The organism is Paractinoplanes polyasparticus, assembly GCF_019710575.1.
GTDB classification, from domain to species: Bacteria; Actinomycetota; Actinomycetes; order Mycobacteriales; family Micromonosporaceae; genus Actinoplanes; species Actinoplanes polyasparticus.
The window spans coordinates 1-594 of record NZ_JAHWFK010000127.1; the positions used below are offsets into that span (position 1 = coordinate 1).

Sequence of the window (594 nt, forward strand, 5' to 3'; positions counted from 1 at the left end):
CTGGTCGGCGATCTGCGACTGGGTCAGGTTGCCGTAGAAGCGCAGCGTGAGGATCTTCTGCTCGCGCTCGTCCAGGGTCGCCAGGGCGGGGCCCAGGGCGACGCGGGTCTCGGCCAGTTCGTACTCGTAGTCCTCGCCGCCGAGGGTGTCGCCGAGCTCGGTGGTGCCGTCGGCGCTGATCGGCGTGGACAGCGAGGTCGCGTTGTAGGCGCGGGCGCCTTCCAGGCCTTCGAGGACGTCTTCCTCGGTCACGCCCAGGTGGGTGGCGACGTCGGCCACTGTCGGGGAGCGGCCCAGGCTGTGGGTCAGGGTGGCGTTGGCCTCGGTGATGGCCAGGCGCAGTTCCTGCAGGCGGCGGGGCACCCGCACCGACCAGGTGCGGTCGCGGAAGTGGCGCTTGATCTCGCCGATGATGGTGGGGATCGCGTAGCCGGCGAAGTCGACGCCGCGCTCGGGGTCGAACTTGTCGACCGCCTTGATCAGGCCGACGGTGGCGGTCTGGATCAGGTCGTCGGTGGGCTCGCCGCGGCCGGAGTAGCGGTGGGCGAGGTGGCGGGCCAGCGGCAGCCACGCCTCGATCGCCCGGTCGCGCAG

General features: G+C 71.7%; 1 protein-coding gene. It reads right to left on the bottom strand.

The window, feature by feature from the left end:
- On the bottom strand, positions 1–594 hold a 594-nt coding region (locus KXC43_RS50325), incomplete at both ends, for a SigB/SigF/SigG family RNA polymerase sigma factor (protein WP_221383441.1).